Genomic DNA, 14230 nt, shown 5'->3' with positions numbered 1-14230 from the left:
CAGCTGCCGGCCAGTGGCCGGCACTACCGGGTTTGGCCGCATCCGGCACAATAGGCACCCCTCACGCCCCGCCGTATCGCCATGACCGACCTCGCCCCGCAGACCCCGATCGAAACCCTGCTGAAGGCGGCGATGGACGGGGCGGTGCCGATCCGCACCTTCATGGAAGCCTTCGTCGCTTCCGAGGTAGTGCTGCTGACCGGCAGCCTGGTCACCCCGGACGGCAGCGGCTTCGACCCGCTGCTGTTCGACAAGCAGGGCACCCTGCATGTGGCGGTGTTCACCGATCCGTCGCGGGTGGGCGTCTACAGCCAGCAGGCCGAACACCAGATCCGCTGGCTGATGCTGGACGTGCTGCGCCGCGTGCCGGGTGGCTACGGCGTGGTGATCAACCCGGGTACTTCGCTGGGCTTTGAGATCTCGCCCAGCGGCGTTGGCGAGATCCTGAAGGACTTCGCCCAAGGCTGAGTTGCCGTCGCGCCATTTGTAACGCCGAGCCATACTCGACTGCCTTTCGCGCATGGCTTGATGTGTCGAGCATGGCTCGACTTTACAGAAGGCTTCCCTTCGGGCGCCGTCCATGATCCCCTTGGGTGACATCGGGATCGAGGCATTGCCATGGAATTCAGGGGACTACCCGCCGACGCACCGGAACGGCAGCAATTGGCCCGGTGGTACCACGCGGAATGGGGCCAGGACGCCGGCCTGACAGTGGAACAGGAACTGCAGCGGCTCAATCCGCCACAGGATGCCGAAGGTTTCCCGCACCTGATCGCCGTATTCGATGACGGTCAGGTGGTTGGCGCAGTCCAGCTCAAGCGGCGGGAAATGCAGGCTTTCCCACAGTACGAACATTGGCTGGGCAGCGTGTTCGTGGCCGACAGCCATCGCGGGCGTGGGCTGGCTGGCGCGCTGGTGGAGCAAGCAGCGGCGCAGGCGGTGCGGATGGGGGTTTCCGATCTCTACCTGCAGACCGAGGCCCTGGACGGTGGGCTGTATGCGCGTCTGGGCTGGAAGCCGCTGGAGGAAGCCGACAACCGCAGCTATCGCGTGCTGGTGATGGTGCGCAGGTTGGCCGCATGAGCGTATCCACGGCACGCCATTCCCGCTCGGCCCTGATCTTCCTGATCGCGGCGATCGCTGCCGCGCTGGTGTCCATGCCCCTGCTGCGCGCGGTGGGCATGGTGCTATGGCCGGTGTTCGTCATTGCCTGGCTGATCAACCTGGGCGCGGCCTGGCATCTGGCCCAGTGGGCGCGCCAGCAGCGCCGTTCGGCGTGGGCGTTCGGGTTGCCGGCGGCGCTCGGCACCGTCGCCTCGATCGTGTTCTATGTACTGCTGGCGTTGCTTGGGCCGAAGGCCAGGCCTCAGCCGGAAATCACCGGCTGAGTGCTTCGTTCCACTCGTTCCACAGGACACCGTCCACGGCGGTGAGCAGTGTCTGCTGGACCTCGATCAGCGTGTTCATCTCATCCAACACCGCCTCCAGGTCGGTGATTGAGATCTCGAATCTGGCCGTGCACTGGCTCATGGCATGTACGTGTTCAGTGCCATGCGCTAGCGCGATGGCTTCCTGGAGGACATGGGGCGCGTCGTTGAGAGAGAGCCGCAGGCGAACGTCTTCATCGCCCGTAATGAGAACACTGTTCCCACCCAGCTCCAATTCGAGCTCAAGACCACCGTCGGCCAATACCTCGGCTGCCCAGTTCAGTGATGCTGAGATTCCGTGTGCGGCGAAGTAGATATGGCTGGATGTCATCGCGGCCTCTCGAAGGTGCACGGAGAGTATCGCTTGCCTTGAAATGGAATCTGGTGGTGTCCCTGCATCTCTGGCCAATCAGGACTTTAAATGACGCAATTGGGCGTGGCATGTCGTTTCTGTCTGCAGCAGTGATGCCAGCCATTTGACTGGCACCACCGCATACCTCACATCGTTACCTTGCGCCGGTTGTCATCGCTCACCCGGTCGATCAGCTTGTTGTACGGGTCGAAGCCCGCTTCATCCGGCTTTTCGTCCACCGTTACCGTGATCTTCGGATCGGCGCTGGTGATGTGGTGGCGCTGCAGGTACAGCACCTTCTGGTCGCGCTCCTTGCCCGACGGCCCATTGGCGAACACGCCGACCTCGACCCAGTCATCCATCTTTCCGTCGCTCTCCTTGCCCTTGCCGTCGGCGTACTGCTTGGCGGCGTGCAGGTCCAGGGTCACGTCGTAGCGGCCGTCATCGCGCTTGCGGGCGCTGGCGGCCATCACGCGGTTGTCGTAGAAGCTGATCTTCTCGAACAGGTCGGTGACCAGCTGCTGGCGGTCGGCCGGGGTGTCGGCGCGGATGTAGTCCAGCAGCTCGCGTGAGGTGGTGTACGGCGGTTGCTGGTACCCCTTGTCCTGCAGGAAGCGCTTCAATGCGCGGTTAAGCGCCTGCTCGCCGATCTCCTCGCGCAGCCGGTAGAACACCAGCGAACCCTTCTGGTAGTGGATGTACTGCTGGTTCTCCACACGTTCCAGCGGCTGTTCCTCGATGGCCTCGCCGCCGCGGCCGGACAGGTAGCCGTCCAGTTCGCGCTTGAGGAACTGGCGCATGTGCTGGCGGCCGTACTCCTGCTCCATCACCATCAGCGCAGAGTACTGCGACAACGATTCGGACAGCACCGTCGCGCCCTGCACGTTGGCACCGATCACCTGGTGCGCCCACCACTGGTGTGCGATCTCGTGCGCGGTCACGTAGAACACGTAGTCCACCTTGTCCGGGTCACGCAGGTCGGCGATGAAACCGATGGCCTCGGAGTAGGGGATGGTGTTGGCGAACGACTGCGCGAAGCGCGCATAGCCTGGGAACTCGATGATGCGCACCTGGCGATGCTGGTACGGGGTGAAGTTCGCCTCGTAGTAGGCCAGCGATTTCTGCACCGCTTCGATCATACGGTCCACGTTGTAGCCGTGCGCCGGGTCGAAGTAGACCTCCACCGGGATGTTCTTGTACTTCGCCCTGCGTACCTCCCAGCGTGCCGACAGGTAGGCGTAGAAGTTCAGCATTGGCCGGTCCATGGCGTAGCTGAAGCAGCGCCGGCCACTTACCGTGGTCTCCTTCAGAAGGTAGCCCGGCGCCAACGCCACCTGGTCCGGTGCCGTGCAGACCGTGGTGCGGAAGTCGAGCCAGTCGGCATCGTTGGCTATGTACGTGTTGGCACGCGCGGCTTCGTCTTCCAGCTTGGGCATGCGCCGCGGCTCACCCAGGTCGCGTTTGCGCCGCTCGTTGCGGTCGCTGATCTCGGCGCCTTCGTTGTAACCGAAGGAAGGCAGTACGCGGCTGTTGAAGAAGGTGCCGTTGTCGACGATGTTGCTTGGTGCCTGGCCCGCGGTGATGCCGTTGGGCTTCTGCACCACCCGGAAATGCACGCTGCGGGTTTCACCCGGTTGCAGCGGTTTCTGCAGGCGGTAGATGCGGTAGCCGAGATCGGCGTCATGCATCGAAAGGGTCTGCCCACCCAGGTCGACCGCGACCAGCTGCTTGTCATCGCCCATCGAGACGTGCACGTCCTGGATCGGCGTGGCGTGGGTATTGCGCACCGTCCAGTTCGCATCGATCACCATCGACTGCGATTCCGGGAACAGATCCACGCGGTTGTCCACCGCCACGATGCGGGGCTGCGGCAGCGTGCGGTACTTCGACAGCTCGCGCTCGTAGCGGGCCTGCAGATCCAGCTGTTGGTCGGGCGAGATGAACTCGTTGCGGATGTTGGTGCTCCAGTACAGCCAGCCGCCCACGGCGACAAAGGCCAGGGCGGCCACTGCGGCGAAGGCACCGGTCGGGCCGCGCAGGCGACGGCCGGCCAGGGTCATGCGCTGGCGCAGACCCTGGCTGACACCTCGTACCCAGAAGGCCGACGCCAGGCACATCAACGTCAGCAGGAACAGCGCCCAGTAGCCCTGGAACACCAGTTGCCCGGTCAGGAAGTGGCCGTAGCCGTTCATGTCCGAATAGGGTGCGTTGGGCCAGCTGCCGAAGTTGTACAGGTTCTGCGTGTAGTCGAGCATGCCCAGCACGCCTTGGCCGATCATCACCACGATCAGCAATGCGTAACCGACGAACTTGTTGTTGGTGAGCACCTGCAGCACCAGCGCCAGGCCCCCCATGAGGATGTAGACCACCGAATCCAGCGCCAGGCTGCGCAGGTACAGGAGCGGCTCCAGATGCGTGTAGCCCTTGGCCAGCTGCACGCCCATCGCGGCCAGCGCGCCGGCGGCCTGGAAGCAGACGATCACGGCCAGCAGTGCGGTGAACTTGGCCAGCAGCGGCACCCAGTTCGGCACTGGCATGGCATCGGTCACTTCATTGATGCGCGCACTGCGTTCCTTCCAGACCAGCTCACCGGCGAAGAACAGCACGATGATCACCAGCAGCCAGCTGAAGGCCCCCTGCAGGCCCATGATCATCTGCGAGGTGACCGGCCAGATCGAGGTGCCGTACAGGGTCTGCCGGAACAGCGCGCTGGGCAGGAAGTTGGCCAGGCCCAATACCAGCAGCACGATGAACGGCACGCTGCGCAGGACGCCGCGTGTATCGAAGCGGACCTGGCGCAGGAACTGCTGCCACGCCGTGCTGGCAGTGAACGCCGGTATCACGCGCGGCAGTGTCGCGCGGGTGGGGCGGACCACGCTGGCATCGGCAGCCGGTTGCGCCTGCCTGCGGCCCCAGCGCGGACGGCCACTGCCGCTGCGTTCGGTGCGGAACAGCGCGAAGGTGGCGGCGAACAGCGCGGCAGCCACGCCCAACCACAGGGCGCGGTTGGCCAGCAGGTAACCGGCCAGCTCGGGAATCCCGTTGTTGCGTTCGGCAGTGGACCAGTAGCGGATGGTACGGCCGAGTGCGCGCATGCCCAGCGGTTCGCTCAGCACCGCGATCCACGTATTGTCGATGTCGCGCAGCAGCGCCGCGCTGGCGCCGTACAGGACCAGGTAGGCCACCAGGCCGATGTAGACCCAGAGGATCGAGCGGGTCAGCGCTGCCAGCAGCGACAGCAGCGCGGTGGTGAACAACAGGTTCGGAATGACGATGACCGCGAACGTCCAGGCATAGCCCTGCCAGCTGATCGGGCCCATGCGTTCGGGATCGACCCAGGGCATGAACGGCGCCAGCCACAGGCCGAACGCGATCAGGATGTAGACCAGCAGCCCGGCCGCCAGGGCGGCAGCGATGCGCCCGGCCAGGTAATCGCGGCGCTTCACCGGGCTGGCGAAGATCAGTTCGGCAGTGCCGAGTTCGAAGTCACGCAACAGCGCGTTGCTGACGAACAGCGCGGTGACCAGCATGCCGAGCAGGGTGAAGATGCCCAGCATCTGCGCGATCACGGTGGGCGCGTTGCTGTGCACGTTGCCGGTGCCGCCACCGATCTGCACGGCGTCGCTGGACGCTGCGGCAAAGGCAAGCAGGGCGAACAGCCCGGCCAGCAGCCACAGCAGCGGGGAACGCAGCTGCTCGCGCAGTTCGAAGCGGAAGAAATTGAAGATCATGGCGTGCTCCGCTCAGGCTGCCGCGCGGGCACGGGCCTGCAGGCGCAGGCGCTGGAAGTACACGTCCTCGAGGTCGGGAGCCACGGCTGCGAAGCCGTCGCCGGGGTCGTTGGTGCTGTGCACGTGGATCACCGGGCGACCACCGACCAGGCGGGTGGACAGCACCACGTAGCGTGCCTCGTGGTCGGCCAGTTCCGAAGGATCAACCTGCTTGCGCCAGACCTGGTGCTGCAGGGCGTCGATCGCTTCGGCAGGACGGCCGGTCAGCAGCACCTGGCCCTTGTTCATGATCGCCATCGTCGGACACAGATCGGTCACGTCCTCGACGATGTGGGTGGACAGGATCACCGCCACGTTCTCGCCGATGGCCGCCAGCAGGTTGAGGAAGCGGTTGCGCTCTTCCGGGTCGAGGCCGGCGGTGGGTTCATCGACGATCACCAGCCGCGGGTCACCCAGCAGCGCCTGGGCAATGCCGAAGCGCTGGCGCATGCCGCCGGAGTAGGTGCCCAGCTTGCGCTTGCGGGCATCCCACAGATTCACCTGCTGCAGCAGCCCATCGACCACCTCGCGGCGCTGCGCGCGCTGGGTCAGGCCCTTGAGCACCGCGAAATGCTCCAGCAGGTCCAGCGCGCTGACTTTCGGATACACGCCGAAATCCTGCGGCAGGTAGCCCAGCCGGCGGCGCACCGCGTCCTTGTCGCGCAGCACGTCGATCGGCGCCTCGCCTGGAATGCTGAGCGTCGCCGTTCCGCTGTCGGCCTCCTGCAGGGTGGACAGCGTGCGCATCAGCGACGACTTGCCGGCGCCGTTGGGGCCGAGCAGGCCGAACATGCCGCGCGGGATATCCAGGTTGACGTTGTTGAGGGCGTGCACGCCGTTGGCGTACGTCTTGGACAGCGAATCGATCTTCAGCACTTGGCAGCTCCAGTAGAAGAGGCGGACCGAGGTGGAATCGACCGGGCTACCTGAAATCAGGTTGCCTGGCCTTGAAGGCTGAAACTCTGGGACGTGCAGCCTCAACGTCCTATAGGACGTGTCCCAGAGTCATGGATACTCGTGGGTGTCCTGCAGGCACTGAGCTGCAACACCGGATTGCATGCGATGGGCTCTTGTCCGGATGCCAGCCGGCAGTTCAGCAGACGAGCGCTACCGATGTTCCCTGTGTGCGTCGTGGTTATCGCTCACGGGCAGGCAGGCGTCATCCGCCGTTGGTCATGGGGGGAGAATTCCGCCGTCGCACGTTGGGGCGTGGCGGGAGGCCTGGCGGCGCCTACCGGCGCAGCGACGATTCCCGCACCACCAGCTTCACCGGGATGCTCTGGCTCTCCACCGGCTGTCGGCCGATCAGCGCCAGCAGGCGTTCCACCAGCAGCTGGCCGGCCTGCTTGGTGTCCTGCTGCACCGTGGTCAGCGCCGGGGATACCGAGGCTGCCAGCGGGATGTCGTCGAAGCCGGTCACCGCTACGTCCTGTGGCACCCGCAGGCCGGCCTCGCGCAGGGCCCGCATCGCGCCGATGGCGATCAGGTCGCTGGCGGCGCAGATCGCATCGATCGGTTCACCGCGTGCCAACAGTGCCTGGCAGGCTTCCTGGCCGGAAGCCTCGGTGGTGATCGCATCGTGCTGCAGCGTCGGTTCGGCGGCCAGGCCGTGGTCCTGCAGGGCCGCGACATGGCCGCGGTAGCGCTCCTGGAATTCGGGGTAATGGCTGGAGGCATGGCCGAGAAAGGCGATGCGGTGGCAGCCCTGCTGCAGGAGGTGGGTGGTGATGTCATGCCCGCCCTGGAAGTTGTCGCTGCCGATCGAGACACCGGGTTGGCCGGGCAGGGCGGCGCCCCAGCGCACGAAGTGCGTGCCCTGTTCGACCAGCTGCTGCAGGCGGTCGCGCGATTCGTGGTAGTCGCCGTAGCCGAGCAGGATGATGCCGTCGGCCTTGTTGCTGTCCTCGTAATCGGCCTGCCAGTCGGTGGACAGCTGCTGGAACGAGACCAGCAGGTCCTGCCCATGCAGGGCGCAGGCACGGGTGATCGAGCCCAGCATCGAGTGGAAGAACGGGTTGATCAGCGAGTCGTCGTTGGTCGGGTCCTCGAAGAACAGCAGGGCCAGCGTGCCGGCGTTGCGCAGGCGCAGGCTGGAGGCGTTCTTGTCGACCTTGTAGTTCAGTTCGCGGGCGATGCGCAGGATGCGCTCGCGGGTCTCGGCATTGACCATCGGGCTGCCTCGCAGGGCCCGCGACACGGTCGGCTGGGAGACCCCGGCCAGGTGGGCGATGTCCAGGGAGGTGGCTTTGCCTTTGATCGTCATGGGAACGGATAGGGAACGTGCAGCGATCATGATGCCATGAGGCTGGCCCTCTGCTTGCAGGTGCGCTCCTGTGTGGATGAACGGAGTTGATGTTAAAAAATGTGATCAATTTGTCACTTTGACCTGATTTGCACAAAAGCGCATTCAGCGGATGGACAGCTGCCATGGGATGGCCCTAGAGTCCGCGCACCAGGGGACAACAAGGCAGTTGACGTGGGCAGTAACGGATCAGGGATCGATCTGCAGGAGCCGCTGTGCGTGGACGATGGAGGCGCGCTGGCGTGCTTCGTCGCCCTGTTGGGGTTTCTGGACCGGCCTGCCGACCCCGACCAGCTCCGGCACCAGCTGGGCCACCCCGAAGGCCGTATCGATACACAGGATCTGTTGCGCCTGGCCAAGCGGATGGACGTCAAGGCACGCGTGGTACAGGCGCGGGTTACCGCGCTGCGCGACCATCCGCTGCCCGCCATTGCCTGCCTGGCCGACGGGCGCTATACGCTCGTGCTCAAGGCCGACGCCGAGAACGTGTTGTGCTTCGACGCGGCGGCCGACGGACGCCCGGTCACGCTGTCCCTTGGCGAGTTCTCGCAGGAGTTCGATGGCCGCCTGTTGCTGATGACCACGCGTGAAAGCGTGGCCGGCGCCGTGAGGCGCTTCGATGTCGGTTGGTTCATTCCTGCCTTGGTGAAGTATCGCCGCCTGCTGCGTGACGTGCTGGTAGCCTCGTTCTTCCTGCAGTTGATGGCACTGATCACGCCGCTGTTCTTCCAGGTGGTGATCGACAAGGTACTGGTGCACAAAGGCATCACCACGCTGGAAGTGCTTGCCCTCGGCCTGCTGGTGGTTTCGGTGTTCGAAGTGCTGATGGGCGGACTGCGCACCTACCTGTTCTCGCACACCACCAGCCGCGTTGATGCCGAGCTGGGATCGAAGCTGTTCTCGCACCTCACGCATCTGCCACTGGCCTATTTCCAGGCGCGCCGGGTGGGCGATTCGGTGGCGCGCGTGCGCGAACTGGAAACCATCCGCGAGTTCCTCACCTCCTCGGCGCAGACGGTCGTGCTGGACCTGTTCTTCGCCATCGTGTTCCTGGCCGTGATGTGGCTGTACAGCCCTGCATTGCTGCTGATCGTACTGATCACGCTGCCGCTGTACGCGGTGGTGGTCATGGTGGTCGGGCCGATGCTGCGGCGCCGCCTGGATGAAAAGTTCGTGCGCGGTGCCGAAAACCAGTCGTTCCTGGTCGAAGCAGTGACCGGTGTGGAGACCATCAAGGCGCTGGCGGTCGAGCCGCAGGCGCAGAACCGCTGGGACAAGCAGCTGGCGGGTTACATCCAGGCCAGCTTCCGCGCCAGCATGCTGGCCAACTGGGGCTCGCAGGCGGTGCAGCTGATCCACAAGCTGGCCACCGTGGCACTCCTGTTCTTCGGCGCGCGGCTGGTGATTGACGGCAAGCTGACCGTGGGCGAACTGGTGGCGTTCAACATGCTTGCCGGGCAGGTTGCCGGGCCGGTGCTGCGCCTGGCGCAGTTGGCGCAGGACTTCCAGCAGGCGCGCATTGCCGTGGAGCGGCTGGGCGACATCCTCAACTCCCCTACCGAACCGGCCAGCTCACCCTCGCGTGCCAGCCTGCCGGCAGTGGATGGCCGCATCGCGCTGGAGCACGTGTCGTTCCGCTATCGGCCTGAGGGGCAGGAAGTGTTGTCGTCGGTCAGTCTGGAGATTGCTCCGGGTGAGATCCTCGGCGTGGTCGGGCCCTCGGGATCCGGCAAGTCGACCCTGACCAAGCTGATCCAGCGCTTGCACACCCCGGAGCGCGGCCGTGTGCTGGTGGATGGTGTCGATCTGTCCATGGTGGATCCGGCGTGGCTGCGGCGACAGGTGGGTGTGGTGCTGCAGGAAAACCTGCTGTTCAACCGCAGCGTGCGCGAGAACATCGCCATGGCCGACCCGGCGATGCCGATGAGCCGGGTGGTGGAAGTGGCCAAGCTGGCTGGCGCGCACGATTTCATCCTGGAGCTGCCCGAGGCCTACGACACTCGCATCGACGAGCGCGGGGGCAATCTCTCCGGCGGCCAACGGCAGCGCCTGGCGATCGCGCGTGCATTGGCGATCGATCCGAAGATCCTTATCTTCGATGAGGCGACTTCGGCGCTGGATGCGGAGAGCGAAGAGGTCATCCAGGACAACCTCAAGCGGATGTCCGCCGGCCGCACCGTGATCATCATCGCGCATCGTCTGTCGGCGGTACGCCAGGCCAACCGCATCGTGACCCTCGAACGTGGCCGCATCACCGAGACCGGCACGCACGAGGATCTGCTCCGCGCGGGAGGCCGTTACTCACTGCTCTACACCAAACAGATGGGCCTGCCCGCCGTGGCGGCCCCGCTGAACTGACCACTGCGGGCCCAGCCAAGGACAGCACGCATGTTGAAGGGACTGAGGCATCACCTGGGCATCCTGCGCGAGAGCCTGCGCGCGGAGCGTGCGCAGCCGGACCAACGCGATTCGGCGGCGCCGGACTTCCTGCCGGCGGCGCTGGAGATCCTGGAAAAGCCCCCGAACCCGATCGGCCGCACCGTTCTCTGGCTGCTGATCGCCTTTCTCGCCATCGCATTGGTCTGGTCGTGCCTTGGCCGCCTGGACATGGTCGCCGTGGCCGAAGGCAAGGTGATTCCGCGCGGCAACGTGAAGGTGATCCAGGCTGCGGACCAGGGTGTGGTCCGTGCGATCCATGTGGTCGAAGGGCAGTCGGTGAAGGCTGGCACGCCGCTGCTCGAACTGGATCCGACGGTCAGCCATGCCGAGGTCGAGCAGGCGCGCCAGGCGTTGCTGACCGCGCAGATCGATGTGGCACGGGCGCAGGCCGTGGTTGACCACGTTGCCGGCCGGGCCGGTCGGTTCATCGCACCGGAGGGAGCATCTGACAGCATCGTTGCCATCCAGCAGGCACTGGTGGCCGCCAAACAGCGCGAGTTCGATTCCACCGTGGGCGGCTTGCAGCAGGAGCGCAGCCAGCGCGATGGCGAGCACGGCATGATCTTGGCCGAGATCGCCAAGCTGGAAGAGCAGCTGCCGCTGGCTACAGACCAGCTGAACAAGCTGGAGGAGCTGAGCCGCGACAACTATGTGCCGCGACTGCAGGTGGCCGAAGTGAAGGAGCGTGTTGTCGGCATGCGCCAGGACCTGGCGATCCGACGCGAAGAGCAGCGCAAAGCGACCGCAGCGCAACTGGCGGCCAGCCAGCAGATGAGCAAGAGCCGCAGCGAGTTCGCACGTGAAGCACTGGACGCCCTGACCGAGGCCGAAGCGGCGCGCGCGCTGCGTGGCGAAGAATTGAAGAAGGCCCATGACAAGGCCGGGCACATGGTACTGCGCGCGCCGGTGACCGGCGTGGTGCAGCAGCTGCAGGTGCACACCATCGGAGGCGTGGTGAAGCCGGCAGATCCGCTGATGGTGCTGGTGCCGCACGACGGCGAACTGGTGGTCGATGCGATGCTGCCCAATCGTGATGCCGGCTTCGTCCGCGACGGCCAGTCGGTGGAGGTGAAGTTGGAGGCCTACCCGTTCACCCGCTACGGCGTGGTCGACGGAATCGTGGAGACCGTGGGCCATGATGCGGTGCAGACCGAGAAGGAAGGGCTACGCTACCCGGCGCGCGTGCGCCTGCTGAAGCCCTGGATCGAAGTGGATGGCCGGCGCCGCGCGCTGGCGCCAGGCTTGGCTGCCACGGCGGAGATCAAGACCGGTGATCGCCGCATCATTGAATACCTGCTGTCACCGCTGTCGCGGCGTGTTCAGGAGGCGGGGAGGGAGCGATGAAAAGCGGAGTTCGAGCCTCAAACGGCAACCCTGTACCTATGCGGGCTCTTGGTCTGATTCTCGCGCTGGTACTCCTCCCTTGGCATCTACAGGCACGAGATCACGCCTCCTTGAGGTCGGTGGACCTGCAGGAACGCCTGGTTGGACTGCTGGCCCGACAGGGCGGGGACCACTGGAAGGGCATCCCGCCGAGCACTCTGGAACAGGCGATGCGGGTCAGTTGGCGGCGTGGAGCAGGTTTGCCTTCTTCCGGCAGAGGGGAGGGGGTCACGGTCGAAGGCTGGTCTTTCTGGATGCACACCGAGTTTCGCAACGGTGGCTATCAAACGCGCCTCGACACCTACGTTGCCACGCCAGGGAGCACCTGCACCTTCAATGCCGATCAGTTTGCCCGGAGGCTCAAGGCCATCGGGATGGAGGGTGGGCCAGTCAGATCAACGCTGCTTCCCGAGACCTGGTACCTCGGTGCCAGAAACGTGGAGGTTGCGGTCAGGACATACACAAGCACTACCAATGGTCAGCGCCATCAGTGCGTTGAAACGATCAGCATCGGTCCCCGGGAGTTCTGAACATGCCATCGATCAACAACGAGCTTGAAGCCGTTCTGCAGAGCCTCCGTCAGAAGGGAGGGCAGTTCTCCAAGGCCGAGCAGACCATTAGGCGGACAATCGAGAGTTCACCCGAACTCATGATTCGCTTGAACGTATCCGCCAAGAATGGAACGCTGAAGGGAATCGAACTGCTTCCCTCCGGTGCGACAGAGGGAGGGCACTACAGCGCCGGGTCCGGAGTCATCCGTATAAGTCGCGATCGGTTCGTTGCTGGAGGTGAAGCTGCGTTGGACGCGCTGGCATTCGTGCTCGGCCATGAAACCGCGCATAGCATCTATCAAGTCGAGAACGCCAAAGCGCTCGAAACTTTCCGCCAGCAGGTATACGCACTCTCGGTCGTGAAGGGTGTCAGAGACTACACGCCCATCCTGGCTGCCTACCTCAAGGCTACTCGCGAAAACGAAGCGGTTGCGATGATCGGCGGATGGAACGCAGTCTGGGGACGAGCCGTACTCAATTCCAGCAATGGCATTGACCAGCAGTCGTTCTTGGCCAGGATGTATCAGGCGATGCCACCGGGATGCGTCATCAAGGAGCCCAATGGTAGTTACAAGCTCGCACAGGGCATCACCATGCGCGGCAACTACTCCATTGAGTCCAGCAGGAATTCGCCGAACATCGAGGGATTCGGAATCTGCTACTACGACGGTACCGGTGCGGGGCTCGGCCAATCCGGGGGGCTCGATTACCGGAACTACTACTTGGGTCCCCAATTGGAGTACATCATCGAAGCCGAGCTGCAGATGCAGCGGCTGATGCCGGCGGGAAACCAGCCTGGCGACGTTCGGATTGATCTTGAGGCGATAGGTGGCAACGAGGCGGTCCTTGAAGCAGACGGCCTGTACTTCAGCGGAAGAGATAGCCAGTTCATATTCTCTGATGGCCGAGGGCCATTGCGGGTCTTCAATAGAAAGGGTGATGCTTCGCAGAAGCCGCGAAGCCCTTCACAGATACAGCTCCCCGTTGACAGTGAAACCTTGCAACGAATCACCATGTCTGGGGGTTTGGGCGGGGCCATTGGCGGGGCAATAGCCTCTGCGCTGAAGATCAACGATCCACTGTGGAAGGTGCTCGCTTCAGCCACGTTGAAGACGGTAGGCAAAAATCTGGGCGAGATTGCAGCCGCCGGTGGAACGAAGGTCGTGACCCGGGCGGGCGTCTTGGATCTGCTCTCTGATGTTCCGGACGAATTTCGAGTAAGCCTTCAGGGCGCCGCTGCTGGCACGGTTTCTGCCTATTTGACGGCTGAGCTGATCAGCTCGCTTGGCATCAAGGGCACGCTGGGAGAGGTCGGACAGAGCGTTGCCGCAAGCTCACTCAGCCAGATCATTGAGAATGCGATCAAGATTGCTGATGGCGCCACGATCGGCATCACAGATGGCTTGTCAAAGGGGCAGGTCTTTACCGCGATCGGTGGGTACATCGGCGCGCGCCTGGGCGCCAGCCTCGTCCAGTTCGAAACAGTGGGTGGACAGTTGGGCGCTCAGATCGGCTCTGCTGTGGGCGCCTATGTTGGTGCCACGATGGCACAGACGTGGAGTGCCTTGCTGCAGGCCGTTGGCACGACCTATGCCGGACCCATCGGCGCGGCTATTGGCGCGTTGGTTGGGTACATATTCGGAGGATTGATCGGAAGTTTGTTCTCCAGTGGGAAGCCGCGCTCCTGGGCATCTGTCACCTGGGACGAGGCGAACTCGACCTTCACCGTTTCTGGCGTTCGTGCCCGCTCGGGCGGCGTGAGTATCGGAGCGACGCTACTGGCCAATCAGGTCGCTGGCACCATGAATGCGGTACTGGAGGTGTCGGGGAGCCGGGTGGCAACGGGTGCGACGGTGGATGGCGGTACCTATGGAACGTACGGCAAGAAGTATCGCTATTGGTCGGAGCCTTCATTCACCACCTCCAAGGCCGAGGATGTAATTTCCTACGGTACGGTGCGGGCGTTGTCCAATCTACTCGATCGGATGATTGGTGGAGACATCTAC

General features: G+C 64.2%; 10 protein-coding genes. 6 read left to right on the top strand and 4 right to left on the bottom strand.

The features are described from left to right. Positions 1 to 81 precede the first annotated feature (81 nt). The 3 genes from AC5P5R_RS01790 to AC5P5R_RS01780 all read left to right on the top strand — a co-directional run bounded on the left by AC5P5R_RS01790 (position 82) and on the right by AC5P5R_RS01780 (position 1388). A complete protein-coding gene (locus tag AC5P5R_RS01790) occupies positions 82 to 468 on the top strand; it encodes an SseB family protein (protein WP_043034169.1) in 387 nt (128 codons plus the stop codon). Positions 469 to 618: 150 nt separating this feature from the next. Then, entirely contained in the window at positions 619 to 1083 is a 465-nt protein-coding gene (locus AC5P5R_RS01785) for a GNAT family N-acetyltransferase (RefSeq protein ID WP_012479386.1), read from the top strand. Next, positions 1080 to 1388, top strand: coding sequence for a hypothetical protein (locus tag AC5P5R_RS01780; RefSeq protein ID WP_100437973.1), 309 nt, complete (start codon positions 1080 to 1082; stop codon positions 1386 to 1388). The genes AC5P5R_RS01785 and AC5P5R_RS01780 overlap by 4 nt, the downstream gene beginning before the upstream one ends. On the opposite strand, the gene AC5P5R_RS01775 is transcribed toward AC5P5R_RS01780, so the two are convergent. The 4 genes from AC5P5R_RS01775 to AC5P5R_RS01760 all read right to left on the bottom strand — a co-directional run bounded on the left by AC5P5R_RS01775 (position 1378) and on the right by AC5P5R_RS01760 (position 7812). Continuing rightward, positions 1378 to 1758 carry a hypothetical protein gene (locus AC5P5R_RS01775; RefSeq protein ID WP_100437974.1) on the bottom strand — a complete coding sequence of 127 codons (381 nt, stop codon included), beginning with the start codon at positions 1756 to 1758 and terminating at the stop codon, positions 1378 to 1380. The genes AC5P5R_RS01780 and AC5P5R_RS01775 overlap by 11 nt on opposite strands. Positions 1759 to 1925: 167 nt before the next feature. Continuing rightward, positions 1926 to 5510 (bottom strand): ABC transporter permease/M1 family aminopeptidase, encoded by a 3585-nt coding sequence (locus AC5P5R_RS01770; RefSeq protein WP_100437975.1) that lies wholly within the window; start codon positions 5508 to 5510, stop codon positions 1926 to 1928. 12 nt (positions 5511 to 5522) lie between these two features. After that, positions 5523 to 6425 (bottom strand): ABC transporter ATP-binding protein, encoded by a 903-nt coding sequence (locus tag AC5P5R_RS01765; protein WP_100437976.1) that lies wholly within the window; start codon positions 6423 to 6425, stop codon positions 5523 to 5525. A 355-nt stretch (positions 6426 to 6780) separates the two neighbouring features. Next, complete coding sequence (locus AC5P5R_RS01760; RefSeq protein WP_100437977.1) at positions 6781 to 7812, bottom strand: LacI family DNA-binding transcriptional regulator; 1032 nt, start codon at positions 7810 to 7812, stop codon at positions 6781 to 6783. A 258-nt stretch (positions 7813 to 8070) separates the two neighbouring features. Between AC5P5R_RS01760 and AC5P5R_RS01755 the strand changes: the two genes are divergently transcribed. The 3 genes from AC5P5R_RS01755 (at position 8071) to AC5P5R_RS01745 (ending at position 12203) form a co-directional block, all read left to right on the top strand. Further along, positions 8071 to 10209, top strand: a complete 2139-nt coding sequence (locus AC5P5R_RS01755; protein ID WP_235202901.1) for a type I secretion system permease/ATPase — start codon at positions 8071 to 8073, stop codon at positions 10207 to 10209. 30 nt (positions 10210 to 10239) lie between these two features. Continuing rightward, positions 10240 to 11634, top strand: a complete 1395-nt coding sequence (locus tag AC5P5R_RS01750; protein WP_049422738.1) for an HlyD family type I secretion periplasmic adaptor subunit — start codon at positions 10240 to 10242, stop codon at positions 11632 to 11634. A gap of 119 nt (positions 11635 to 11753) precedes the next feature. Next, positions 11754 to 12203, top strand: coding sequence for a hypothetical protein (locus AC5P5R_RS01745; protein WP_138927384.1), 450 nt, complete (start codon positions 11754 to 11756; stop codon positions 12201 to 12203). Positions 12204 to 14230 lie beyond the last annotated feature (2027 nt).

This window comes from Stenotrophomonas sp. YJH_SMC_19, from assembly GCF_059367915.1.
The sequence above is the reverse complement of the archived record's forward strand: the minus strand, read 5'-3'. Positions and strand labels throughout refer to the sequence as shown.